General features: G+C 62.6%; 19 protein-coding genes and 1 pseudogene. 4 read left to right on the top strand and 16 right to left on the bottom strand.

Translation table 11 applies throughout. From position 1 onward, the window contains the following. Window positions 1-354 (top strand): hypothetical protein (locus PQR53_RS30305; RefSeq protein WP_408462422.1); only part of this gene is annotated, 354 nt, incomplete at its 5' end. 458 nt (window positions 355-812) lie between these two features. On the opposite strand, the gene PQR53_RS30300 is transcribed toward PQR53_RS30305, so the two are convergent. The 4 genes from PQR53_RS30300 to PQR53_RS30285 all read right to left on the bottom strand — a co-directional run bounded on the left by PQR53_RS30300 (window position 813) and on the right by PQR53_RS30285 (window position 6,230). Then, entirely contained in the window at window positions 813-2,333 is a 1,521-nt protein-coding gene (locus PQR53_RS30300; RefSeq protein ID WP_408462419.1) for an amidase, read from the bottom strand. 4 nt (window positions 2,334-2,337) lie between these two features. After that, entirely contained in the window at window positions 2,338-3,699 is a 1,362-nt protein-coding gene (locus tag PQR53_RS30295; protein WP_408462416.1) for an aspartate aminotransferase family protein, read from the bottom strand. A gap of 88 nt (window positions 3,700-3,787) precedes the next feature. Continuing rightward, the gene (locus PQR53_RS30290; protein WP_408462413.1) at window positions 3,788-5,089 is read right to left on the bottom strand and encodes an MFS transporter; all 1,302 of its coding nucleotides are present in this window, start codon (window positions 5,087-5,089) and stop codon (window positions 3,788-3,790) included. A 55-nt stretch (window positions 5,090-5,144) separates the two neighbouring features. Beyond that, window positions 5,145-6,230: a porin gene (locus tag PQR53_RS30285; protein WP_408462410.1), complete on the bottom strand. Its 1,086-nt coding sequence runs from the start codon at window positions 6,228-6,230 to the stop codon at window positions 5,145-5,147. A gap of 272 nt (window positions 6,231-6,502) precedes the next feature. On the opposite strand from PQR53_RS30285, the gene PQR53_RS30280 reads away from it, so the two are divergent. Further along, window positions 6,503-7,378, top strand: coding sequence for a TetR/AcrR family transcriptional regulator (locus PQR53_RS30280; protein ID WP_408462407.1), 876 nt, complete (start codon window positions 6,503-6,505; stop codon window positions 7,376-7,378). A gap of 18 nt (window positions 7,379-7,396) precedes the next feature. On the opposite strand, the gene PQR53_RS30275 is transcribed toward PQR53_RS30280, so the two are convergent. Both PQR53_RS30275 and PQR53_RS30270 read right to left on the bottom strand, forming a co-directional pair. Then, window positions 7,397-8,440, bottom strand: coding sequence for a phosphotriesterase family protein (locus PQR53_RS30275; protein WP_408462404.1), 1,044 nt, complete (start codon window positions 8,438-8,440; stop codon window positions 7,397-7,399). Next, window positions 8,437-8,622 (bottom strand): hypothetical protein, encoded by a 186-nt coding sequence (locus PQR53_RS30270; RefSeq protein ID WP_408462401.1) that lies wholly within the window; start codon window positions 8,620-8,622, stop codon window positions 8,437-8,439. The genes PQR53_RS30275 and PQR53_RS30270 overlap by 4 nt, the downstream gene beginning before the upstream one ends. Here PQR53_RS30270 and PQR53_RS30265 point away from each other — a divergent pair. Together PQR53_RS30265 and PQR53_RS30260 are read left to right on the top strand one after the other, a co-directional pair. Continuing rightward, window positions 8,621-9,523: a beta-keto acid cleavage family enzyme gene (locus PQR53_RS30265; RefSeq protein WP_408462398.1), complete on the top strand. Its 903-nt coding sequence runs from the start codon at window positions 8,621-8,623 to the stop codon at window positions 9,521-9,523. The genes PQR53_RS30270 and PQR53_RS30265 overlap by 2 nt on opposite strands. Window positions 9,524-9,914: 391 nt before the next feature. Continuing rightward, complete coding sequence (locus PQR53_RS30260; RefSeq protein WP_408462395.1) at window positions 9,915-10,340, top strand: YncE family protein; 426 nt, start codon at window positions 9,915-9,917, stop codon at window positions 10,338-10,340. 552 nt (window positions 10,341-10,892) lie between these two features. Here the strand turns inward: PQR53_RS30260 and PQR53_RS30255 are convergent. From PQR53_RS30255 to PQR53_RS30210, 10 genes and pseudogenes are all read right to left on the bottom strand, one after another. Continuing rightward, window positions 10,893-11,813 (bottom strand): beta-keto acid cleavage family enzyme, encoded by a 921-nt coding sequence (locus tag PQR53_RS30255; protein ID WP_408462392.1) that lies wholly within the window; start codon window positions 11,811-11,813, stop codon window positions 10,893-10,895. Window positions 11,814-11,858: 45 nt separating this feature from the next. Further along, a complete protein-coding gene (locus PQR53_RS30250) occupies window positions 11,859-12,155 on the bottom strand; it encodes a Dabb family protein (RefSeq protein WP_408462390.1) in 297 nt (98 codons plus the stop codon). Between the two features lie 91 nt (window positions 12,156-12,246). Further along, window positions 12,247-12,472 (bottom strand): annotated as a pseudogene (locus PQR53_RS30245) (ABC transporter substrate-binding protein); the annotation flags it as partial. Between the two features lie 108 nt (window positions 12,473-12,580). After that, entirely contained in the window at window positions 12,581-13,693 is a 1,113-nt protein-coding gene (locus PQR53_RS30240; RefSeq protein ID WP_408462387.1) for a mandelate racemase/muconate lactonizing enzyme family protein, read from the bottom strand. A 30-nt stretch (window positions 13,694-13,723) separates the two neighbouring features. Continuing rightward, window positions 13,724-14,839 (bottom strand): porin, encoded by a 1,116-nt coding sequence (locus PQR53_RS30235; protein WP_408462384.1) that lies wholly within the window; start codon window positions 14,837-14,839, stop codon window positions 13,724-13,726. A gap of 47 nt (window positions 14,840-14,886) precedes the next feature. After that, a complete protein-coding gene (locus PQR53_RS30230; protein ID WP_408462382.1) occupies window positions 14,887-16,281 on the bottom strand; it encodes an MFS transporter in 1,395 nt (464 codons plus the stop codon). A 296-nt stretch (window positions 16,282-16,577) separates the two neighbouring features. Continuing rightward, on the bottom strand, window positions 16,578-17,582 hold the full coding sequence (locus PQR53_RS30225; RefSeq protein WP_408462380.1) for a ketopantoate reductase family protein: 1,005 nt from the start codon (window positions 17,580-17,582) through the stop codon (window positions 16,578-16,580). Further along, window positions 17,579-18,856, bottom strand: a complete 1,278-nt coding sequence (locus PQR53_RS30220) for an alpha-hydroxy acid oxidase (protein WP_408462378.1) — start codon at window positions 18,854-18,856, stop codon at window positions 17,579-17,581. Before PQR53_RS30220 ends, PQR53_RS30225 begins: the two co-directional genes overlap by 4 nt. After that, window positions 18,853-20,250, bottom strand: a complete 1,398-nt coding sequence (locus PQR53_RS30215) for an aminotransferase family protein (RefSeq protein WP_408462375.1) — start codon at window positions 20,248-20,250, stop codon at window positions 18,853-18,855. Before PQR53_RS30215 ends, PQR53_RS30220 begins: the two co-directional genes overlap by 4 nt. Beyond that, window positions 20,243-22,549 (bottom strand): N,N-dimethylformamidase beta subunit family domain-containing protein, encoded by a 2,307-nt coding sequence (locus tag PQR53_RS30210; RefSeq protein ID WP_408462373.1) that lies wholly within the window; start codon window positions 22,547-22,549, stop codon window positions 20,243-20,245. Before PQR53_RS30210 ends, PQR53_RS30215 begins: the two co-directional genes overlap by 8 nt. Window positions 22,550-22,603 lie beyond the last annotated feature (54 nt).

Genomic DNA, 22,603 nt, shown 5'->3' with positions numbered 1-22,603 from the left:
ATTATGTTATGTCAACTTACATGCGGCTGCGTCGAACATCTTTCGCGGTGGTTGGTTTGCACAAATCTGTGCCCGCGTTTTGCGAATTTTGTTTCCGTGACGGATGGCACGGCGCCGTATGCAAATCCCTGCGCCGCATCGGCGCCAGTTGCGTTGATCGCAAGCTTCCGCCCTATCAACGGTCGCGCTTCGGCACTGGGGACCAATGGCGTGCGCTATGGCACGCAGGAACAATTTTTTGCAAGATGTCTTGAAGCAATTGTGTTCTCAACTGGCCGCCCACGCCCGTCAGACGAACACACCGGCAGGAACAAACTGCCACAAACTCGACGCTCGCCGCTCATCGCGCAGTAAATAGGCTGCCCGCCCCACGTAGTAGGACCACCACCCCGGGCTACGTCGGGCTCAAAGCGGCCACAAAGAGACTATCGTCTGCTCCCTCCCACAGGCATTCTAGCGGCCGCTCCAGTCAACAAGCAGTCGTTCGCTTTCGAGAGCTGCCCCGAAGTCATCGGAACGCTTGAGGGCTCGGGTAGCTGAGTCGTCCGTCTGCAATGCGGCGTGTTGCTGACGGTGAGCGACATCAAGATACCCAACGCCAACTGCTTGCATCAGCAAACTCACACCCGCAGCCCCCATCGAGCCCTCCACGCAAGCGAGAGAAGCGCCGTTCGGAATTCAGCTAAGTTGCGTGTCTCGCCGAAGAACTGGAACGAAGAAGTGCTTTCAACAACGGCATTTCTCCCGTCTAGCAAGCAGGCCGCCGACATGGCAGGCAGGCGCGGCGCCAACGCGACAATTTCATCGATGCCTCAGACCAACGAAGTGCCTCCCGTGCGGCTCTCGTGAGTGCGTCCCTCGCCCTGAGCGATTACGATCGATCGCAACGGCGGGTCGATAATCGCGCTCGCGAGTTGCTGTAGGTCGGGGCGAGGCCTGCACATTTCAGATGATCGGGCAAACGCCGCTTCCAGCGCCTCGCAGATATCCAGCGTACGCCGGTCGCCGCGAAACGGTCCGATGACCTGCAAACCGAACGGCATGCCGGCTTCGTCCTTCCCGCACGGCAAGCTTGCGGCTGGATTCGTGCACAGCGTGGTCATATACGTCAGCGCGAGCCATCGATAGTAGTTTTCCTGTGCACGACCGCCCACGCGGCTCGCGAACATCTGCGTCCACGGGAACGGCGAAACCGGCGTGGTCGGCGCAAGTATCACGTCGTAGCGGCCGAATAGCTGCTGAAAGCGTCGCGCGATGGCCGTTTGCGCCGCGTGCGCCGAGCCGGAATCGGCGAGCGTCATCGCTGCGCCCAGCTCGTAATTGGCGCGCGTATTCGGGCCGAGCGACTCGGGATCGTTCTCATACGCCGCGCGCAGACCCGCAACGAAACTCTCGGCACGAATCACGTCGAAGGCGCGATGCGCATCGGCGAAATCCACGTCGATCGGCTCGCAAACCGCGAACATCCCGCGCATAGCGTCGAGCTTGCGGCGGAACGTGCGGCGAATATCGTCGTCGACATCGCACACGCCGAAATCTTCGGTCCAGCCCACGCGCAGGCGGCTCAAGTCGATCTCGCGCGGCGCGAGAAACGCCTCCACATCCACCTCGTAGCTGAGCAAATCGCCGCTATCGAGGCCGACCGTGGCCGCGAGTTGCAGGCGCGCTTCCGCCACGTTGCGCCCCATCGGCCCCACCACGGAAATGGGCGTCCAGCTCAGCAGCTTGCGTGGGCTCGGCACGAGCCCCGGCGACGGACGAAAGCCCACCACGCCGCACAACGCCGCCGGAATGCGCAGTGAGCCGCCCGTGTCGGAGCCGGTACACACGGGCAGCATGTCGCACGCGAGCGCCGCCGCCGAACCGCCGGACGAGCCGCCCGCGTTGCGGTTCGGATCGAACGGATTGCCCGTTGCGCCCCACACGGGATTGCGCGTATTCGCGCCCGCGCCCAGTTCCGGCACGTTGGTCTTGCCGATGACGATCGCGCCTGCCGCCCGCAAGCGCGCGACAAGCAGATTGTCCTCGGCTGGCACGAGATCCCGATACAGCGGCGAGCCGTGGGTGGTGAGCAAGCCCGCCGTGGCTTCGAGATCCTTGATGCCCGCGGGCAAACCATGCAGCAGACCGAGCGGCACGCCGCGCATCACAGCGTCTTCCGCCGCTTGCGCCGCGCGGCGAGCCGCGTCGAAGTCGGTGGCCGCCATGGCATTTACGTAGGGATCGAGCGCCTCGATACGTGCGACGCACGCCTCGGTGAGTTCGAGCGGAGAAATGGCCTTGCTGCCGATCATCTTGCGCAACTCGGGCGCGGGCAATTCGACGATATTCATATAATTAGCGATCCGAATAATTTTCGCGCGGAAGCAGATGCAGGTAGCGTTCGATGAAACTCGCGAGGGTCGCCTCGAAACGCGCCGTTTCCGCGTCGCCCACGAGCAAACTCAGCACCACATAACCGCGCCGCGCAATGTAAATGCCTTGCTCGATCAGATGGAAGAAGAACAGGTCCTTGAATACGTTCATCGCAGCGTCGATGTCGCGCACCGAACGCACGGGCTGCGCGGTGATCTGCAGATTCATCAGCGAGCCGATGCCGATGAAGCGCATCGCCACCTTTGACGCCACGAAACGCGCGTTCAACGCCTCGCGCAACGCGTCGCCGCGCGCCGTGAGCGCACGCGCGGACTCGGGCGTGTAGATCTGCGTGAGGCCGGTCCACCCCGCCGCCATCGTCATCACGTTGTTGTTGAAGGTGCCCGCGTGCTGCAACGCGCCGCTCTTGCGCGGATCGAACAACCCCATGATCTCGGCGCGGCCACCGAATGCGCCGAACGACATGCCGCCGCCGATGTATTTGCCGAGCGACGTGAGATCAGGCCTGATGCCGAGTTCGGCTTGCAAGCCGCCCGGCGCAAGCCGCGAGGTCATCACTTCGTCGAACATCAACAATGCGCCATGCGCGGTCGAAAGTTCGCGCAAGCCCTGCAAAAAGGCCGTTTCGCCGACGATGCAACCCGATGCGCCTTGCATCGGTTCGACGAGAATCGCCGCAACTTCGTCGGCGTTTTCGTCGAGCAAACGCCGCACGGTGTCGAGATCGTTGTACTCGGCGTAAAGAAACTCGTGCGGCACGTTCACGACATTCGCGCCGCGCCCGAACGTGAGCACGCCGCCATGATAGCCACCCACGAACACGATCACCTTGCTGCGCCGCGTGAAAGCTTTCGCGGTAGCCAGCATCATCAAATTGGCCTCGGTGCCCGAATTCGTGAAGCGCACGGTTTCGAGCGAGGCAAAGCGCTCGCACACCGCTTTCGCCAAACGCGATTCGAGCAGATTGTGGCCGCTCAGATTCAGGCCGTCGTCGAGCGCGGCGTCGATAGCCGCGCGAATCTGCGGATGCGAGTGGCCGTAAATGCCCGCGCTGAATTCAGCGATGAAGTCGAGGTATTCGTGACCGTCCGTGTCCCAAAGGCGACAGCCCTCGCCTTTCGCCATTGCCAGCGGAAACGGCTCGTAAAACAACACCGAACGCGTGTTGCCGCCGGGCATGACTTCGGTCGCGCGTTCGTATTGCTGCGCGCTTTGCGGGTTGCGCGCGGCGAACGCGGCGGCAGCAGAGGCCAGCGCTTCGCCGACCGTCGCGGCATCGCTGCGAGCGTGGACCTGCGCTTCGGGAAAAATCGACGTCGTCATTCTGTGTGTTCCTGCTTCATTGAGCGGTGGATCTTTAAACAATACTTCATTGTACGGTGAACAATTACATTTCGCAGCGGACCGCGCATCAAATCGACGTTTCGCGCGCGCGGTCTTTCATCACCACGAGCGCGGGCAGCGTGAACAACGCGCTGCCCGCGAGCAGCCAACCCGCGCTCGCGCTCGCGCCCGTCGAGGCGATCGTCCACGTGGTGAGGAACGGCGAGAAGCCGCCGAGGATGGTCGCAAGCGCGCCGCCGAACGCCACGCCGGTGGAGCGCACGCGCGTCGGGAACATCTCCGCGAGCGCCGCCGGGCCCGCACCCGAATACATCGTGAACACCACGTTCATGAGCAATTGCGTCCAGAAGAACGTCATGAAACCGATGCCCGAGACAATGAACGCATAGAGCGGATACGAGAGCAGCACGAAGAACACGCAACTCGCGAGCAGCACAGGCTTGCGGCCGATGCGGTCGGACAGCGCGCCCATGAGCGGCGCGACGATCATCACCGTGGCGAGCGAGGCCGTGCTGGTCCACAGTGCCTGCGAGCGCGAGATATTTGCATACTTGTTCGCGAACGTGGGCATATACACCGCCACCATGTACGAACTCACGGCCCAGAAGATCACGAACGAAAACGCGTGAAACAGCGACTTCGCGAATTGCGCGCCGCTCAGTGTGTGAGCGCGCGCCGCCTCGCTTTCGAACGACGGCGACTCCTGCACGCGACGGCGCACGTACATGCCCACCGGCCCGAGCAATGCGCCGAGAAAGAACGGAATGCGCCAACCCCACGAAGCGAGTGCGTTCGAATCGAGCGCGCTGCTCAGAATGGCCGCGACGAGCGAGCCCAGCAGCAGGCCCGCCGCGATGCTCGATTGCTGGAACGCGCCGAAGAAGCCGCGCCGGTTCGCGCCGCCCCACTCCACCAGAAATGCTGCCGCCGTGCCCCATTCACCGCCCGCCGCGAAACCCTGCACGAGACGCGCCACCACCAGCAGCACGGGCGCCAAGATGCCGATGCGCTCGTACGTGGGCAGAAAACCGATCGCGACGGTGCTGAGCGCCATCAGGATCATGGTGGTGGCGAGCGTGATGTGACGGCCGCGCACGTCGGCGATGCGGCCGAGCACGACACTGCCGATGGGCCGCGCGACGAAGCCCACGCCGAACACCGCGAACGAGGCCAGCAACGAGGTGAATTCGTCTGTCGACGGGAAAAAGTTCTTCGCGATGATCGCCGCAAGAAAACCGTACACCCCGAAGTCGAACCATTCGAGGATATAGCCGACCATGCCGGCGCCGATGGCGCGCCGCTGCTCGGCGCGCAGCGTAGTGGGCGTGGTGGCATCGAAGGGTGCTGCGTGAGAGGAGCTGCTGTTCATGATCGCGTCCGGCAGAGAGACTGGAAATAGGAGTGAGTTGGCGCAGTGGCGAGCATCAGAACTTGTGGCGAATGCCCACGCGCACGGCAAGCTGTTTGTCGTTGCCCGAGATCGGCAGCGTCACGAGCACGGCGCGCGCGCCGCCGTTGGCCTTGTCGTAGTTCGCGCTCAAGTACACATCGGTACGCTTCGAAAGCAGATAGTCGAGCACCGCGTTGAATTCGTTCCACTGATACGGCGACATCTTCGAGTAACCGTAGCCGCCCGCGAGCACGAGATCCGGCCGCAGATACCCGTGCAGGACCACATTGAAGCTTTGCATCGTCGAGGCATTTGCGCCCTTTTCGTAACGCGTATTCGTGTACAAGCCCGAGAGGCCGACGATGCCGAAATCGTACGACGCGCCCACGCCGGCCGTGCGATAGCGATCGACCACCACGGCTTGCGACGAGAACGCCACGTTCGTGCCGAGGAAGCTGCTCACGCCAAGACTGCTGCCGGGCGTGACCGTGTAGTCGTGAATGCTGGTGGTCGCCGCGCCGATGCTGAACGGCCCATGCTCGTAGGTCGCGCTCAGGCTGTACGCCACGCCGTAGTTGTTCGCCGTGGCGCTGAGCGAATTGAAAGCGTATTGCGCGGAGAAATGCAGGCCGCGCACGGTCGGGCTCACGTAGGTCACGACGTTGTTGAGCCAGTTGCCGGAGATGCGGTCGTGGTCGCCCGCGTCGAACGCGTAGATGCCGGACCAGTAGCCCGAGTGGTAGCGGATCAGCGTGGTCGTCATCTGGTCGTAGGTGCGGCCGAGGGAGAGCGTGCCGAAGCGGTCGCTTTGCAGCCCAACGTATGCCTGACGTCCGAATTCCAGCCCGCCCTGACGCGACGCGCCTGTGTTGGGATTCAAGCCGCCTTCGAGATCGAAGATCGCCTTCAGGCCGCCACCCAGGTCTTCCGCGCCGCGAAAGCCGAAGCGGTCGCCTTGGCTGATGCTGTCGTCCATACGGTACGTGTGATGGCCGCCCTGATTCGACACGAACGTGAGCCCGTCGTCGATCACGCCGTACAACGTGACCGACGATTGCGCATGCGCAGATGCACTCGCTGCCATTAGACCCATCGCGCTTCCCAATACTTTCCATTTCATAACGATCTCCGATACCCGTCGCGTGAATGTCGCGGCTGAACGTTGTAAGCCCCTCGTCTGTTCTTCGAACATTGTTTTGTTGTTCAGTGAACAAGACGAGGTTATAGGGCGATCAAAATGGAAACGCAACCAGGGAAATAATGGAGATGCGTCCGGCGTCGTGGTGAAGAGACAGTTGTGCGGTATACAATGAAAGCCTTGTCCGACCCGCCCCACTTGACCGCACTGGCCAGCGTGGCGCACCGGACACTTCATCGAATGACGGATCACATGTGAAGAAAGCCACCACCGCAAAGGAAGTCGCAGCAAAAACGACGAAGACGGCGGCGAAAGCCGCGGCAAACGGCACGGCGCACTCAACGAAAGCGCCGGCTCAAACGTCAGTTAAATCGGCGGCTAAAACGTCGGCCAAAGCATCGGCGGAAACGCCCGCGAAACGCGCCAGAAGCACGACCAGAAAGAAAGCGGCACCCGCCGATCGGGCGCTCACGCGCGGGCGCATCGTCGCGGTGGCGATCGAGCAGATCGACCAGAACGGCCTCACAGCCTTCAGCCTGCGCGAAGTGGCGCGCCAGCTCGACGTCTATCCCACCGCCGTGTATTGGCACGTGCCCAATCGCGACGCGCTGCTCGCCGCCGTGGTCGAAGCAACCATGGCGGGCGTCACGCCCGAAATCGGCAAGCTCAGTTGGCAGGACTGGTTTCGCGAGTTGTTCCGCCGCTACCGCAAGTCGGTGCAGCGGCATCCGAACGTCGCGCAACTCGTGGGCGCGCAACTCGTATCGAACGCGAGCCTGAGCCCGTTACTGATCGACCGCATTCTCGCGGTGCTGTTGCAGGCGGGCTGCGACGAAACACGGCTTGTCGACCTGTACAACGTGGTGATCGCGAGCATGGTCGGCTTCGCTACGCTCGAATTCGCGCCGCTGCCCACCGACGATCTCGCGATCTGGACCAACCAGTTGCAGGAAAAGGTCCATGACATTCGCGCGCTCGAATACCCGACGCTCGCGCGTCATCTCCCCGCGCTCGCGAACCGCGCATTCATCGTACGCTGGCAAAGCGGCAGCGAGGTGCCGCTCGATTCGAGCTTCGACACCTTCGTGGAAGTCACTATCGCGGGGATGGAGCGCATGCTCGCGAAGTGAGTTGCAGATCGCGCCGCGTCAAACGAATGTGAGCAGACGGCGGGGATTGCGCGTGAGCAGCGTGTCGATTTCGTCCTGCTCGAAGCCACGCCGCAGCATGCGCGGCACGATATTGGCGAAGATGTGCTGATAGCCGTGGCCGCCGTAACGGCCCAGGCGCGTGCGCGTGCAGATGTCGTGGCTGATCAGCACCCGCTCGGCGTGACCGTGATCGAACAGCGTGCGCACCATGCGCAGGCGCGCGCCGTCGTTGGGCATGTCGATGTCGGACATCGGATACGCGCTCTGCTCCCAGCCGAACAGATCGAATTCAATCACGCAGCCGGAGTCGGCGAGACGCAGCAGGCGTTCGTCGTCGAAAATCGTGCGGTCGATATGGCTGATGATCACGCGTTCCAGCGGAAAGCCCAGCCGCCGGATCGTATCGACGAGCTCCTGCGGCTGATCGGCGTGACGTCCCGGATGAAGGTTGAGCGCCGCGCCGGTTTCCTGCTGCGCGAGCAGCGCGCCATGCACGACGCGCTTTTCCTGATCCGTCCACGGCGACTGGCAGCCTATCTCGCCGATAATTCCCGCGCGCACCGCCGTGTCCCACGCGCCTTTCGTGATCTGCCCAATCATCTCCCGCGCGAAGTCGTCGATGCTGCGCTGCGCGTTCGCCGGGTCCTGATACTCGTGCACGTAATGGCCACAACCCATCATCACCTGCACGCCCGTTTCGCGCGCAATCTGCGCGAGTCCTTCGGGATCGGGCTTTAACCCGCCCGTGGTCAGATCGACAATAGCGGCGCCACCCGCCGCGCGTAACTCCGCCAGTTCCTCGATCGCCACGTTCTTCTGGTCGAGCCGATAGTTCTTCAGCGAAGGCAACTGCCCGTAGTTGATCTTCCAGCAATTACAAATGTCGATTTCGGTCTGGTCGTGATCGGCGTCTTCGGCGAGGCGCGGCGGCACGAGATCGATCAGCAGATGCTCGTGCATCAGCGTCGGGCCGAGCGCGTCGGGTTCGATCAAGCCGAGCACGGTCTGAATGCGGCCCTTGCGCGAAAGCGATTCGTTCATGTTACGGCGTCCATGAGGGCGGCGGAAGCGGTGAGCGCGAACAGCACGCGCAGGCTCACGTTATCCCCAGGTTGATGCATCCGCGAGGCGGGAATAGATTCTATTGTACGCTGAACAACAAAAAACTGTTCCTCGGTCAAAAAAAATTCACTGAAGCAACTTTTCCTGGAGACGACACCCATGAGCAAACCGAAAGTCATCGTGACCATTGCGCCAACGGGCGGCATGGCGAGCAAGAAGCAGAATCCGCACTTGCCCACGCAACCCGACGAAATCGCGCGCGACGTATACGACTGCTTCAACGCGGGCGCGAGCGTCGTGGCGATTCACGCGCGTCGCCCCGACGACGGCGCGACCTGCGATCCCGCGATCTATCGCGACATCAACGCCCGCGTTCGCGCGCAATGCGACATCGTCATCAACAACTCGACGGGCGGCGGCGTGCACGGCGACATGATCGCGCAAGCACCCAACGGCTATTGGGAAATTCTTTGGGAGGAACGGCTGAAGGGACTCGAAGCGGGCGCGGAGATGTGCACGCTCGACGCGACCACCATCATCGCGAGTTTCGACGACAAGGAACTGCTCATGCACACCTCGCCGCAACGCTCAAAGCAACTCGCGGCGGAAATGAAAAAGCGCGGCATCAAACCCGAGTGGGAAGTGTTCAGCCCGACGCATATCGTGCAGGACGTGGCGGCGCTCACGGCGGCCGGTTTCGACATCGAGCCGTTCTTCGTCAACATCGTGCTCGGCGCGCATCGCGGCTTCCAGAACGCGATGCCGTACACACCGCGCGTCTTGCAGTCGATGGTGGATCTCTTGCCGAAGGGCAGTATCTTTTGCGTGAGCGGCATTGGCCCGGCGCAACTCCCATCGGCGATGAATTCGCTTTTGCTGGGCGGCCACGTGCGCGTGGGCCTCGAAGACAATCTGTACTACGGTCCCGGCGAACTCGCCACGAACGTGCAACTCACCGAGCGCATCGTACGGCTCGTGCGCGAGATGGGTTACGAGCCGGCCACGCCCGCGGAGGCGCGCGACATCATTGGCCTGAGACCAGACTCTCATTTGCATCGCTGATCGCAAATGTCGGCGTACGTGCTTTCGATATACATCCGGGAAACTCACGGAGAACCGATTTATCGGTGCTCAGTCCGTTCATCGCCTGGTTCAATGGTCCTTCCGGTTTGTGCCGAGATTTAACTCCGCTTTCCTCTCACTTGGCACCTTCGATCATGAGATGTCGTTCGATTACACTCGATTATTCAATGGCTGCTCGAGCTTGTAAGGCACCTTTGATGCGTCGACAAGCCGCGAGTTCGCTTTGGGTCGGACACTTCCTCGATCTTCGTGATCTGCGCCAGCTCAAATTATCTGATTGACCTGCAGGCAAGGATCATCGTTGACGTCGAGGCGACGCCCGCGAACCGTTCTCGCGTTATCGACACGCTCCACGCCGGGATGGGCGTCGGTGGAATATACCGACACTGTCAGCCTCATCGACCTGTCGGTTGAACCGCCCCGGGTGGTGGACACCTTGAGCGTCGGGCAAACGCCCGAAGGTGTGGCGATATCGCCGAACGGAAAGCTGGTCGGCGTGACCGTAATGAACGGGAGCAACAAAGCCGGCACATCGCCCTTCTATCATCGTGAAGGAAGTTTCATCCTGCTCCGGACGGATGGCAAGAAGCTCACGAAGGTTGGCGAGGTACCGACTGGTGGCTGGACTCAAGGGCTCGCATTCACTCAAGATGGCAAAACAGTCCTCGTACAAAACACCATGCAAAAACAGATTGAAGTAATAATTATCAATGGAGACCGCGCCGTGGATACCGGGCAGCGGCTTCAATTTGATTCGGCGCCGAGCGGCATGCGTACGATGCGCACAGCGCCGTAACGAGTTCGTGGGGCAGTGCGAACGCTTGCTCAACGGCTCGGAAGCGGGAAAATACATATAGGCGCGAAACAGGGGCAGCAACCCCTTGCCATCTGTCGCAAGGACCTGATGGCAACGTTACCGCAAAATCGAAGACGCCTTCGACCCCAGTCCGGAATGTCGATACCACACGGAGAGCTTTGTGAACGATCAACTCCAGGCTCAAGGTAACCTCGTCTGGCACGCAGCCGCCCGCCGTTAGCAGCGTTGGTTCGGATAAGCTTCCCGGCGTCGCTCTGGGGTATGTCAAACTCAGCGTCCTTTTGTCGCATTGCGATCAGTGAGCATCTGGATGCGCCCGTCTCGCCCATACGCCTTTCCAGGTCGCATGAGCCACGATCAAGCGCCATGCAACATGATGCGGCCGCCGCGAAAATCGACGTCCAGTGCCGCACCTGCTGCACGATGGACGGCCGCACCAGGTGGTCCCTCGTTCTTTGCCTGTTCGACCCAAAGTGTGCCTTCACGTCGCAAACGGATGTTGTGGGAGCATGTCAGTCGGCCACCGAGTTGTTACCGCGTGACCGCAAATTCCGGGCGCACTCTATCTTCGCGAGCAAGCCCCATCATGTCGCGCGCTTCGGCAGGCGTCGCCGGCTCATATCCCATCTCCCGGACAAGGCGCACCACTCGCTCCATCAACTGCACGTTCGTCGCCACTTCACCCGGACCGTAGTAAAGATTGTCTTCGAGCCCCACCCGGACGTGACCGCCCAGCAGCAGCGAATTCATCGCCGAGGGCAACTGGGCGGGTCCGATACCGCTGACGCAGAAGATGCTGCCTTTGGGAAGCAGGTCCACCATTGACTGCAACACGCGCGGCGTGTACGGCATGGCATTCTGAAAACCTCTATGTACGCCTAGCACGAGGTTGATAAAAAAAGGCTCTTCATCGAAACCTGCCGCCGTCAGGGTCGCCACATCCTGAACGATATGCGTGGGACTGAAGACTTCCCACTCTGGTTTAATGCCGCGCTTTTTCATCTCCTGCGCCAGATACTTTGAGCGCTCCGGTGAGGTGTGCATCAGCAACTCCTTGCCGCCGAAAGTCGCGATGATCGTCGTCGCATCGAGTGTGCACATTTCCGCGCCGGCATCCATGCCTTTCAGGCGCTCTTCCCACAATATTTCCCAGTAGCCGTTCGGCGTCTCGCCAATCATGTCGCCGTGCACGCCACCGCCGGTCGAATTGTTGATGACGATGTCGCATTTGTCCCGGATGCGGCGGTTGATATCGCGATAGACCGCCGCATTGCAGGTCGCGCCGTCGTCCGGGCGCCGTGCATGCACGGCTACCACACTGGCGCCGGCGTTGTAGCAGTCGTAGACGTCCCGCGCGATCTCATCGGGCTGCGTCGGCAAATGGGGATTTTGCGATTTGTGCGCCATGCCGCCGGTCGGCGCGATAGTTACGATCACTTTCTGCTTGCTCACGCTTATCTCCCTGTTTTGTTCGGGTTGTGGCAATAACGATTGCCTTCACGCTTCCGTGTAGTCGCACACCGCCCATTCGAAGTACGTTCGAAGTTCCGCCGCGAGCGCAACGTGAGCAGGATGCTGCAAAAACCGCTGAACGGCCGCCCCATCGTCGAACGCCGACTCCAGCACGTAGTCCCAGCAGATGGGCCGGTCCAGTTCGTTCGCGGACAGTCGCCACGTCCGCGCAAAATCGATCTGTTCATTCAGGCCGCGCATGCGCTCGACCAGAGCGGTTTCGATTTCACACTGTGCTGCGATGTCCCTCAAACGGCGGAACATCACGAGATGCCGGATCATTGCGCGGTCCTCAAGGACGCACGACATCGAGCAGTGCCATCTTGCCGCTCTCGAGGCGATACAGTGCAAGCTGCGGATCGGCGACATCGCCCACGGCCGCCACGCCGTCGTCCACCAGGCGCTGCACGACCAGGGTACCGAGCCGTGGATCGCCGCCATCGTCCCGCGCATCCAGTTCGAGGCGGATCTTCTTGCCATCGATCACGAGGCCGGCGCGGTTCACGTCCTCGACCGCGAGCCGCGCCGTTCTCGTTTTCCTTGCCGAAGTGCGCAATGGGACCGCTGGTCGGCGCCGCGCTGCCGATCTTCACCACGGTCACGTCCTGCGCCGGGGACAATGAGGTCACGCCGAGCAGGCATGCCGCCAATGAAACGTACCTGACTTTCATCTGATTCCTTTCGGGTAAGGCACGCGCGCCGCAACGCTATTTGACGAGATACTTCGCAACGATCTCTTCGTTCGGCACTACGCCGATGCCGGCCTCTTCCGGCAAATGCGCATAGCCGTCCACGATGCGCACTGGATTGCGCGCGAGACTGCTGGTCAACTCGCTCGGCTCGACGCAATACTCCATGACCAGCGCGTTCGGAATCGCGCACAGGAAATGCAGCGACGCGGCACTGTTGAAGTCAGTCGTGAAGTTGTGGTTACAAACCTTGCGGCCCTTCACATGCGCATACGCGGCGATCTGCATCGCCTGGGTCAGCCCCACGCGTGTGATGTCGATCTGCACAATGTCGATACCGCCTTCATCGATCAGCCGCTGATACTCGGATACGGTGCATTGCTGCTCTCCCGCCGCAATATGCTGGCTGGTGGCGGCCGACACGCGGCCGTAGCCGACGTAGTCTTCCGGACGCAGTGGCTCTTCGATCCAGAACAACCGGTACGGCGCGAATAGTTGCGCGCGGCGAATCGTGGTCTTTGCGTCCCATGCCTGCCCCACATCCAGCATGAAATCGTTGCGCTCGCCAATCGCCCGGCGTACCCCTTCCACGTAACGCAGATCGGCGGCTTCGTCGAGACCGAACGGCGGCCAGCCGAATTTCACGCCGGTGTGGCCGTCGTCGATGGCGCGCTTCGCGCGCTCGACCGTCTTTTCCACGGTTTCCTGAAAGAGGTTCGACGAATACACGCGCATGCGTTCGCGCAGCGCACCGCCAAGCAGCGTCACGACCGGCATGTTGAATGCCTTGCCCTTGATGTCCCACAGCGCAATGTCGACCCCAGCCATCGCCTGGATCACAGCGCCGGCACGGCCGTAATACAGCGTGGACGCATGCATCTTTTCCCAAAGACGAGTCGTATCGAGTGGGTCTTCGCCAATCAGCAGCGCGCGCAGACCGATCACCTGACTATGCGACATCGGTGCCTCGATGATCGCCTTGACGACCGACGGACAACTGTCCACTTCGCCCCATCCGACGATTCCGGCATCGGTAGTGATCTTGATGAGGAGCGCATCCTGCGAACTGTCGGGGCGCGCGCTGATTTCGGGCAACGCGAGCCAGAGTGCTTCGACGTTAGTGATCTTCATGATGACGTAGTGAAGACAAAAAGAGTTGACTTAGAACAGCGTGCGCAAGCCGAGCGTGGCGCCCGTTTGCGACGCCCGTCCGCCGAAGCTGCCAACGGGGTTGTTAGGATCGGTCACCGAAGCGCCGTTCAGCACGTTGCGATCGAGTTCGGCGTAGATGTCGGTCCGCTTCGAGAGGCGGTAATCGATTAGCGCGACCAGCGTCTTGATCTTGCCGCCGGCGTCGCCTGCCACACCGGCGACGTTATCCAGCATCAGACTCGCGCCGACGCTCAGCGCAGGCGTCACACGATAATTGGCGCCGATTTCCGCATAGGAATCGCGCCGGCTTGCGGTCTGCGTGTTCGCGCCTGCAGCCGTGCTGGCGTTCGACAGAATGCTCGTATTGGCCAGAGCGGAACCGGAGGCCGTGCCAACCGTGAAACCGGCGTCGCGCTTCGAGTAGATATAAAGCCCATAGAGCGTGACGGGACCGAGCGCATAGTTGGCGCCGCCGCCAAGCACGTTGGCATGGCGATCCGCCGCGTCGCTCGAACGCTGTGCCACGGCGCCGACGGCAAGGCCATTACCGTTGTATGTGAGCGCGATGGCGTCGGTCGAGCCCGCCTGGAAATCGCCGGCCTGTCCACCGAACGAGTGCTGCAGCTGCAGTCCGAAACCCGCGCGCGAAAACGAATACTTGGCCGAATTGTCGAGGCGCACGCCGAAGAATCGCGTTTCCCACGCTTCCTGCAGGTAGTTCGGAAAGTTGAACGCGTCGTAATTGGAAAGCTGCCAGAACGGAATGCTGTAGATTCGGCCGGCCTGCAGCATGCCGTAGGTCTGGTTATCGATGCCCACCCATGCCTGCCGGCCGAACAATTGCCCTTGCTGATCGAAGGCGCCGGTGGTGGGAATGAAACCGTCTTCCAGCACGAACTTGACGGCGGTGCCGTTGCCGATGTCCTCACTGCCCTTCAGCCCGAAGCGGCTGCCCATTAGCGCCCCGGAGCCGAGACCCCACGTGGTCGCGTTCTTGCTCGTCGCCGCATTGGTGGTGTAACGCAAGCCGGTGTCAATGGCGCCGTACAGCGTCACGGACGATTGCGCGCTCGCGGCCGCACAAACAAGCATTCCAGCGGTCAAGGTGATGGCTTTGATCTTCATGTCTTTGCCTGGGAAGGAAGTAAGGGGGTAAGAGGGTTCAGGTGGGTTTAATTAGGACAATCGTTGACGTGCGTGATGCCGGACGGATCGGCGCGAAGCGCGGCACCCGGCGCCACCGCTTTGGCCGCCGGCAGGCTCGCGCCTGGCGGATATCTGCCGCATTGCGCACGGCAGGCAATCAGCGCGACCAGGCTGACAAGCGCGCCGAATCCGACGTAGTACGCGGGCGCGAGATTGTCGCCCGTGGTGCCGATCAGCCAGGTCACGATGAACGGCGCGAAGCCGCCGAAGATAGTTACAGCCAGGCTATAGCTGACCGACAGACCGGTCGTGCGGGAGCGGGTTGGAAACAGACGGCCCATCAACGCCGGCACCGGCGCGAAATATGCGGCCAGACCAATGCCGAGGACGAACTGCATTGCGACGAGACGCATGACGCTCGGCGTCGCGTCGATATACACCAGTGCCGGATACATGCCGAGCCCGACGACGAGCGCGCCCGGCACCATGACGCGTGCGGCGCCGATCCGGTCCGACAGCGCGCCGAAATACGGCGACAGCACGAACTGCACGGTGCCGGCCGCCATCACCGAGTAATAAGCGAGGGACGGCGTGAGATGAAGCTGGCGAATCGCGTAAGTCGGCATATACAGCAGCAGTACGTAGGATCCGATAGTGGACAGCACGATGAGGCCTGTTGCCGGCAGCAGGCCCTTAAGGCCGCGCCAACGCGACGGCGTTGCGCTGACGGACACGCTGGTGGCGACGGGCTGCTGCACTTCGGTGACGAACTGTGGCGTTTCGTCGACCCTGCGTCGAATGTAGAAACCCACTGGACCGATCAGCGCACCAAAGAAAAACGGCACCCGCCATCCCCACGACAGTTGTGCATCCGCGGGCAGCAGCGCCACCATCAGACCGAACAGGGCGGCCAGCAGCGCGGTCAGGCCTTGGCTCGCGACCTGCCAGCTGGCGTAGAAGCCGCGCTCGCTTTCGGGTGTGTGTTCGAGCAGGAACGTGGTGGAGCTGCCAAATTCCCCGCCTGCCGAGAAGCCCTGAATCACACGTGAGATCACGATCAACAGAGGCGCCCACGCACCGATCGTTGCGTATGTCGGTGCGAAACCGATGGTCAGCGTACCGGCCGTCATCATCAGCATCGACAGAGACAAGGCCGCCTTGCGGCCAGCGCGGTCGGCGTACATGCCAAGCACAATGGCGCCAATCGGCCGCACGAAAAACGACACGCCGAAGGTCGCCACCGTCATCAGCAGCGAGGTGAATTCGTCTTTGGCAGGAAAGAAAATCTTCGAGATCGTGATCGCAAAGAAACCGAACACGATGATGTCGAACCATTCGAGTGCGTTGCCGATCGTGGCGGAGATCACCGCCTTTCTTCGGCGTGCCGCCGGCGTATCGGTGCCGGAGGTTGGAGCGTTCATAGTTGGGAGTCCCTTGGTCTTGAGGTCGGATGGCTCGCGTTCGAATGGCGACGCGAACCGGCATGCGAAGAAAGTAAAAAGCCAAAATAGTGGCCGCGAGACGCTTTACCCATTAGTCGATATTCGCGTGACGAATACTGGCGCGGCGCGTTTATCCACGGGCGGCTTAGGGCGTTTAGGGGAAACGATAGGAAGCCTCCTAAGCGTTGCTCCCGAGCGTCGCGACGCGACGCCGCAAGAAAAAAAGCCGCACTGCCCTGGCAGTGCGGCGTCAAACAGGCTCGATGAAAAGCGGCTCAGGAACGGAGCCGATAGAGTCCACTTGCCGATCCTCGCAAACATGCGAGCGTTGCAAGCAGATTCAGCGTAGGGGTAGACACGCCACGCTCGCGCGCGAACTGTAAAGGCTGCGTCAGAATCGAATCGATTTCGAGCGGGCGGCCCGCATCGAGATCCTGGGACATGCTCGCTTTGTGCCGCAGCCCGCGCGTCGGCGCGAGATAGTAGTCGGTGTCCGTCGGCACCATGCAGCCCATCGCGTGTGCGAGCGCGATGCCTTCGTTCACTGCGGTGCGTAGCAGCGTCTCGCCGGCGGGGTCGTCGCAGATTGCCGAAAGCGGCAGATGGGTCAGCAGCGAAGCCGGCGAACCGGCCAGGTTGCCGATCAGTTTCGTCCATACGTCCATGCGGATGTCCGTCGAGACGCGGCACGGCAAGCCGCCCGCTTCGAATACTGCCGCGATCCGGCGTGCGCGGCCGGAGAGCGTTTCGCTTGCAAGCCCGCGAGTTGAGGGTTCGCCAATCACGACGTGCGGCTGTTCACTCAATACGGCGATCACACCTGGCGCGCTGACCGAAGACGCCGTGTAAGCGAGGCCGCCGATCGCGCGCTCCGGTCCGACGGCGCGCCATAGCGCGCCGTGTGGATCGATCAGCGGCAATTGCCGCCCATCTTCGGCGCCGTCGTATTGATGGAAATACCACCACGGCACGCCATTCGCCACGAACAGGACCGTCGTGCCGGGTCCGAGCAGCGGCGTAATGCCCGCGGCCACCGCTAGCAAGGCCGTGGTCTTGACCGCGACGACCACCACATCTTGCGGGCCGAGCAGGTCGGCCCGATCGCTCGCCTTGGGCGTGCAATGCAGCGAGCGGTCGGGCAGATCGACTCGCAAACCATCGCGTCGCAGCGCCTCGAGATGCGCGCCGCGCGCAATTATCGACACCTGTGCGCCGCCATCCGCCATGCGCGCCGCCAGGTGCCCCCCGACCGCACCCGCGCCGAATACGCAGACCTTCATGCCCGGCCCTCCGCCGGCGACCAGGGCGCGACACGCACGTGCTCGCGCGTCACCTCGGCGCAGGTCCGCACGCCGCACAGCGCCATCGCCTGGTCCAATTCTTCGCGCAACAGTGAGAGCGCGCGATCGACGCCGGCTTCGCCCGCGGTTGCGAGCGCGTACACCGCGGCTCGCCCGATCTGCACGGCGCTCGCACCCAACGCGAGCGCCTTGAGGATGTCGCTGCCGCTGCGAATGCCGCTGTCGACCAGCACGGGTATCCGTGCGCCGAGCGCATCGACAATTTCAGGCAGGATGTCCAGCGCGGCGATGGCGCCGTCCAGTTGGCGGCCGCCGTGATTCGATACCACCAGTCCGTCGACGCCCGCGGCGTGCGCCCTGCTCGCCTGCCGCGGATCGGCCAGCCCCTTGATGACGAGCGCATGCGGCCAGCGAGCGCGCAGCCGCTCGATCGTATGCCAGTCCAGACGCGGGCTGATCGCCGACAGATTGCGTTCGGACACCGTCGCGGCCGGGCGGCTCGCGGCGGCCTCCTCCCACATCACGGGCTTCGGTGCGCCGTGGCGCAGCATATCCATCATCCAGCGCGGATGCAGCGCCACGTCGAGCACCTTGCCGGGCGTCCAGCGCAACGGCATGGAAAAGCCGTTGCGCACGTCGCGCAGCCGTCGGCCAGGTACGGCTGTATCGACTGTCACCTCGAGTACGTCGTAACCTTCGCTGTCGATCTGGTCGAGCCATTTGTCCAGCAGACGTTCATCGGGCGGGACATAGAGCTGGAACCACTTGCGTCCTTGCACCGCGCGCATGACGTCGCCCGTCGGTATGCTGGTGCCGTTGCTCAGCACGAACGGGATTCCGTGTCGTGCGGCCGCGCGCGCCAATGCGATCTCGCCATCCGGCCAGAATGCCGACGCGAGGCCGATCGGCCCGATCACGACCGGCAGCGCCTGCTGGCAGCCGAACAGTCCGATACGCGGTGTACGCGCCGCGACATCGACCGGACCCGACGGCACGAGCCGAACCCGTTCGAAGGCCGCGCGATTCTCGCGCACGGTGCTCTCGCTACCCGCGCCGCCGTCGATGAAGTCGAACACCATGCGCGGCAACGCACGGCGTGCCGACTCACGGAAGTCCTCGATGCTATGGATGCGCGCGAGCCGGCGCGAGGGCGTCGCGAAGGGCACAGGTCCCGCCGGCCCGGTCGTTGAGGAAGGCGATGCCTGATCGGGCGCTACCGCATTCGTGAGGATCGCGTTGGCTTTCTCGGTCATCGCAGCCGTCCCTCGCGTGTCAGATCGTGCGCGAAGTCACTCAGAGACCGCTCCAGCCGATCGACCAGTTCATCGATCTGCGATTCCGTCACGATCAAAGGCGGCGCGATCAGTTGCATGTCGCCGAATTCGCCACGATTGGCACGCCGGTTGTACAGCGCAATACCATGCGCAAGGCCGTACTGGGTAAGCCGCGCCGGCGCGTTCATCGCTGCGGGCAACGGCCTTCTGGTCTCCTGATCCGCGACGAGTTCGATCGCCATGAGTAAGCCCTTGCCACGCACGTCGCCAATCAACCGCGAGCGCAATTGCAAATCGCGCAACCGTGCATCCAGATAGGTTCCCATTCGCGCAGCGCGCTCGACGAGTCCTTGCTCGACCACTTCGTCGAGCACAGCCGCCGCCACAGCGCACGAAAACGGATTGGAGAAATAGGTATGGCCATGCACGAAGCCGCCTTGCGCCGCGATTGTTTCGACGATGCGATTGGGTGCAAGTACCGCGCCGAACGGTGTGTAGCCGGCCGCCAAGCCTTTGGCGAGCGTCACGATATCGGGCCGCGATCCTTGCCAATGTTGGGACGACAGGAACGCACCGCTGCGGCCCGCACCGCTCATGATCTCGTCGTGAATCAGCAGTACCTCGTAACGGTCGCAAATCTCGCGGACCTTGCGGTAATACGACGCCGGCGATACCAGTGCGCCACTCGACAGTCCACCGATTGGCTCGATGATGAAGGCGAGTACCGTCTGCGGGCCCTCCTCCAGAATCTTCGCTTCTAACGCTTGTGCACACGCTGCAATGTGCTCTTCGGCACTGATGCCTGGCGGCAGCCGATAGGTCAGCGGGGCGGGGATTTTTGGCATCGTCCGCAGCATGGGGCCGTAGATCGACTCTGTGAACGAATCGCCGGTGACCGCCATCGCCCCCATTGTCGAGCCGTGGTAGCTCGGATCACGCGCGATGACCTTGAAACGTGTGCCCTCGCCTCGTGCCACCGCATATTGGCGCGCGAGCTTGAGTGCCGATTCATTCGCCTCCGAACCGCCGGACACGAAAAACGCGCGCTCGAAGCCCTCGCCGGCAAGACCCGTAAGCCGGTCGGCGAGCCGCACATTGTGCTCGCTCTCGAAGAAACGTGGGTAGGCGAACGTCACTCGCTGCGCCTGTTCGATCATCGCCGCGACCACACGCGGATTCGAATGGCCGAGATTGCTGACCACCGCACCGGACGTGGCGTCGAAATATCGCTTGCCGGCTTCGTCGTACAGGTAGACGCCCTCGCCACGCGCGATGCGCGGCGGCCGCTGCGCCCCCTTCGGCAGGTAAAAGCTCATCACGCTGCCGCCGCTCGGTGTGTCGCCGACCAGGCGCGGTTGAAATTGTTCAGACATGTACGTTGGCCTCAATGGATACTACTGCGCGCACGTCGTCCGTGCCCGGGTTGGCGCGACTGGCGAAGCGGCTCAGCACGTTGTACAACAGGGTTGAGACGTCGTTGCTATAGCCACGATGCGACAGCGCACCGCAAAATGTGATTGAGCCGACGGAAAACACGGCACCCCCGAAGCCTGTTTCGTAGTAGACGATTTCTGAGCGAATCAGTGTCTCGGCGGGCGCACGCGAACGCGTCATCGTGTGTGACAGCAGCGCGTCAAGCGCCGGGCCGAACGCAGCGCTGTGACCTTCGGAGCGGGCCAGGATCGTCACATTGGCCGGCGTGCCATCTGCCGGTTCGGTGGAGTCCAGCTCGAAGCCGGCTGCGCCGCCCCCTGACAAGCCGTAATCACCGAACAAAGGTCCTTCAATACTGTCGAGGATCCAGCCACCCGGCTGTTTGCGGGCGGCATCCAGCACGCGGTAGTGCGCGCCTTCAAACGGACCTTGTGACGTGAAGCCGATACCGACCAGTTGCTGCGGCGGCCGCGCGCTGCTGCGCCACAAGCCTCCGTATTCGCCATCAAGCGCGTGGAAATACTCGCCCGCTTCGGCGGCCCACGCGCGCACGCCGCCTTCCGTCCGGCGCATTTCGATCGCACCTGGCACGCGCGGCGAACGGCCGACGCGCCAGTAAAAACCGTTGCCCCCCAGATACGCGAGATTGCCGCCGCTGCGCTGATAGCCGGCGAACGCGTCGAGCGTCGCGGCCGTGTGGTACTCCGGATGCGTGCTGGTCAGCACCGTAGCGTACGGTTCGAGAATTGCAGCGCCAAAGCGCTCGAGATCGTCGTCGGTGACGACATCGAAGGCGAAGCCCTGGTGTTCGAGCCAGTCGAGCAGATGGCTATCCGCGATGTAATGACGGCAACCGGAACCGCGCGCGTCGTCGAATGTGATGAAGCCGGGGCGCATCGTCAGCATCGGCCGCAAACGCGACGAAAAGGCGACGCCGCTGCCGTCCGAATGGCGGTTGTAGGTCGACAGACCGACTTCCGGATGCTCGTCCGGATTGTGAGGATAAGCACCCCATTGCGCGACCTTGTTACGCAACGATGCATCAAAGTTGCCGCGCGCGTAGTTGGCGTAGGCCTGATAGGTGTAGGTCGCGGCAACGAAGACGATCGAAGCAGTCGGCTTGCCGGGTTCGGGACGCACATAGAACGGCAGATAGTCGATTGCGCCTTCCACGGCAATTTTCATCGCATAAGCACCGCTTCTCAACGAGGGCGGCACCTTGAACGTGAAATCTGTCGCCCAGCCGGCGTCGTGCAGGTCATCGTCATGGAAGTGGATGGCGGCGTAGTGATCCGGCGCGGCGCGCCAGCACGTTTCGCGACCGCTCCACAGGCTGCTGCGTACCGCCCGTGTGGGCAGGTTGATCAACTCGCCATGCCGCGCGTGCGGTGCGATATCGACGATCTCCAGGGAATCGATGCCGCGCGCGAAGTCCCATGCTGCAAACAGATCGGCATGGTCAAAGTCTGCCGCGCGCGGTGCCTTGCCCGCGCTCGCGCTCGTGACAAGCGCCGGCGGCACGTTGGCGATGAAGGGTGCTTCTATCTTGCCGTTGAAGAAGGCCCGGCGGCCGTCCTCGTCTTCCAGTGCGGCAATCAGCAGATCGGCCGCATCGTGCGCGTCGCCACTTGCCTGCACTTGCCGGGGCGTTGCAACCATCCCGTCGAATGCCTGCACGGTGCGGCAAAGCAGGGGCAGCGCAACCCGGCGGTCCACCTCCGCCACCCCGACTTCAATCTGGCCGGCGGCCGTGTCGATAGCGCACCAGATGTCATACCATCTGGCGCCAAGCGCTGCCGGACACTGCAGGTGCGTGACGGGATTGCCAGGGCCCCGTCCAAGCCGCATCTCAACACCGTTCTCGCTGACCAGCAGCGCGAAACCCGTGCCCTGTGCCGCGTTCCACTGGGACATCACGCACTGTTCCCCGCGGTGGATAGCGCTCGGCTGGATGCGCGCGCCCACGGTCAGGCTGGCACCGCCATCTGCCATTGGCAGGCGCGGGGCGCGGGCAAACGAGCCCGACAACAGCGGTTTGTCCACCGAGGCAAAAGTCCCCGAAAAAATATGATTGAGACGCTCGAAGCGCATACCCGGTCCACTCGGATTGGGATCGGCGTGGATCACCCGCACGAGCTCGGCCTCAAACGGCTGCGCAGACCGGCTGGATACTTTGAATTCAATGGTTTCGTCGGGTCCAGCCGAGAGGATGTTGCTGTAGCCAGTAATCGTAATCATGCCTGTACCTTGGGTGCGCCGCGCCCACGCGCGGTTGATTGCCGGAATGGACGG

This window comes from Paraburkholderia fungorum (assembly GCF_046027605.1).
GTDB classification, from domain to species: domain Bacteria; phylum Pseudomonadota; class Gammaproteobacteria; order Burkholderiales; family Burkholderiaceae; genus Paraburkholderia; species Paraburkholderia fungorum_F.
Note: the sequence above shows the minus strand (reverse complement) of the source record. Positions and strands in the feature narration are given on the sequence as shown.